Genomic DNA, 2,126 nt, shown 5'->3' on the forward strand with positions numbered 1-2,126 from the left:
GCGGACGAGCGTCCGCCGCCGCGATAATCGCGCAGGCCGTATTTTTGTTCGTAGGTGTAATCGGCATGGCCTGGGCGGAAAACGTCCTTAATCGCGCTGTAATCCTGAGAACGCTGATCGGTGTTTTCGATCAACAAGCCAATGCTGGTGCCGGTGGTGACGCCTTCAAAAACGCCGGAGAGAATTTTGACCTGATCCGGCTCGCGGCGCTGGGTGGTATAGCGCGATGTCCCTGGGCGACGACGGTCGAGATCGTGTTGCAGATCCGCTTCCGTGAGCGGGATGCCTGGCGGCACACCATCGACGATACAGCCGAGCGCCAGCCCGTGCGATTCGCCGAAGGTGGTTACGCGAAAGAGTTGTCCTATTGTGTTTCCAGCCATCACGGCTCCGTTATTGTTGTGTTTGCGTGTTTACTTAATCTTTATAAATTCCAAAATGTTCCCGCGCCGCAACAAGCTGCGCTTTGGTGAGCATAAACACACCGTCGCCGCCGTTATCAAACTCCAGCCAGGTGAACGGAACATCCGGATATTGTTCCATAAGATGTACCATGCTGTTGCCCACTTCACAAATCAGCACGCCATCATCAGCAAGGTAATCTGCCGCGTTACCGAGAATGCGGCGCGTCAGTTTCAGGCCGTCAGTGCCAGATGCCAGGCCCAGTTCCGGCTCGTGACGATATTCGTTTGGCAGGTCGGACATATCTTCCGCATCGACATACGGCGGGTTGGTGACGATCAGGTCATACTGCACTTTCGGCAAGTCTCGGAACAGATCGGATCGAATCGGAATGACGTTATGGATCAAACCGTGTTCTTCGATGTTCTGTTCGGCAACCGCCAGCGCGTCGGGAGAGATATCCACCGCATCAACTTCCGCTTCCGGGAAGGCATAAGCGCAGGCAATGGCAATGCATCCGCTGCCAGTGCACATATCCAGAATATGCTGCGGTTGTTTGCTGATAAGCCCGGCAAATTTATTGTTGATCAGTTCACCAATCGGCGATCGCGGCACCAGTACGCGTTCATCGACGTAAAATTCATGACCGCAGAACCAGGCTTTGTTGGTCAGGTAAGCCACCGGAATGCGTTCGTTGACGCGGCGGATCACGCGCTCAACAATACGGTGTTTTTCGCTGGAGGTCAGGCGGGCGTTACGCATATCTTCCGGAATATCCAGCGGCAGATAGAGCGATGGCAATACCAGTTGCACTGCTTCGTCCCACGGGTTGTCTGTGCCGTGACCGTACCAGATATTTGCCGCGCTGAAGCGGCTAACCGACCAGCGCAACATGTCCTGAATGGTTTGCAGCTCATTTACTGCTTCATCGACGAAAATTTTATCCACGTATTCCTCCAGGGCATGGTCGCATTAATTTCGGCGGCTAGTTTGCCATGAAGATGACGATAAATCAGCATTCACGCGGCGATGACGCAGGAAAATTATGTTTTGACCGATCGATTGTGCTGCGAGTCGGGTAAACTGTAGGAAAATTAAAACAGAGATACATAAATGAAAAAGAAAACAACACTCAGCGAGGAGGATCAGGCACTGTTTCGCCAGTTGATGGCGGGTACTCGCAAAATTAAGCAGGACACGATTGTCCATCGTCCACAACGAAAGAAAGTCAGCGAAGTGCCGGTCAAGCGGTTGATTCAGGAGCAGGCTGATGCCAGCCATTATTTCTCCGATGAGTTTCAGCCGTTATTAAATACCGAAGGTCCGGTGAAATATGTTCGCCCGGATGTGAGTCATTTTGAGGCGAAGAAACTGCGCCGTGGCGATTATTCGCCGGAGCTGTTTTTGGATCTGCATGGTCTGACGCAGCTTCAGGCCAAACAAGAGTTAGGCGCGTTGATTGCCGCCTGCCGCCGTGAACATGTATTTTGCGCCTGTGTGATGCATGGTCACGGGAAGCATATTTTGAAGCAGCAAACGCCGCTGTGGCTGGCGCAACATCCGCATGTCATGGCGTTTCACCAGGCACCGAAAGAGTATGGTGGCGACGCGGCGTTGCTGGTGTTGATTGAAGTGGAAGAGTGGCTGCCGCCAGAATTGCCCTGAATGACAACAACCGGATATAGAATTTGCAGGTCGGATAAGATGCGTCAGCATCGCATCCG

The 2,126-nt window shown here is 52.9% G+C and carries 3 protein-coding genes; 1 reads left to right on the plus strand and 2 read right to left on the minus strand.

Annotated elements, in window-relative coordinates:
• The coding region (locus EQY_RS0123525; RefSeq protein ID WP_000918464.1) for a chorismate synthase at positions 1 to 383 on the minus strand (383 nt) is incomplete at its 3' end.
• Positions 384 to 417: 34 nt separating this feature from the next.
• Positions 418 to 1,350: a 50S ribosomal protein L3 N(5)-glutamine methyltransferase gene (gene prmB, locus EQY_RS0123530; RefSeq protein ID WP_010346713.1), complete on the minus strand. Its 933-nt coding sequence runs from the start codon at positions 1,348 to 1,350 to the stop codon at positions 418 to 420.
• Between the two features lie 165 nt (positions 1,351 to 1,515).
• Between prmB and smrB the strand changes: the two genes are divergently transcribed.
• Complete coding sequence (smrB, locus tag EQY_RS0123535; RefSeq protein ID WP_000730816.1) at positions 1,516 to 2,067, plus strand: endonuclease SmrB; 552 nt, start codon at positions 1,516 to 1,518, stop codon at positions 2,065 to 2,067.
• Positions 2,068 to 2,126: the final 59 nt, after the last annotated feature.

Source organism: Escherichia sp. TW14182 (assembly GCF_000208525.1).
Taxonomy (GTDB): Bacteria; Pseudomonadota; Gammaproteobacteria; order Enterobacterales; family Enterobacteriaceae; genus Escherichia; species Escherichia ruysiae.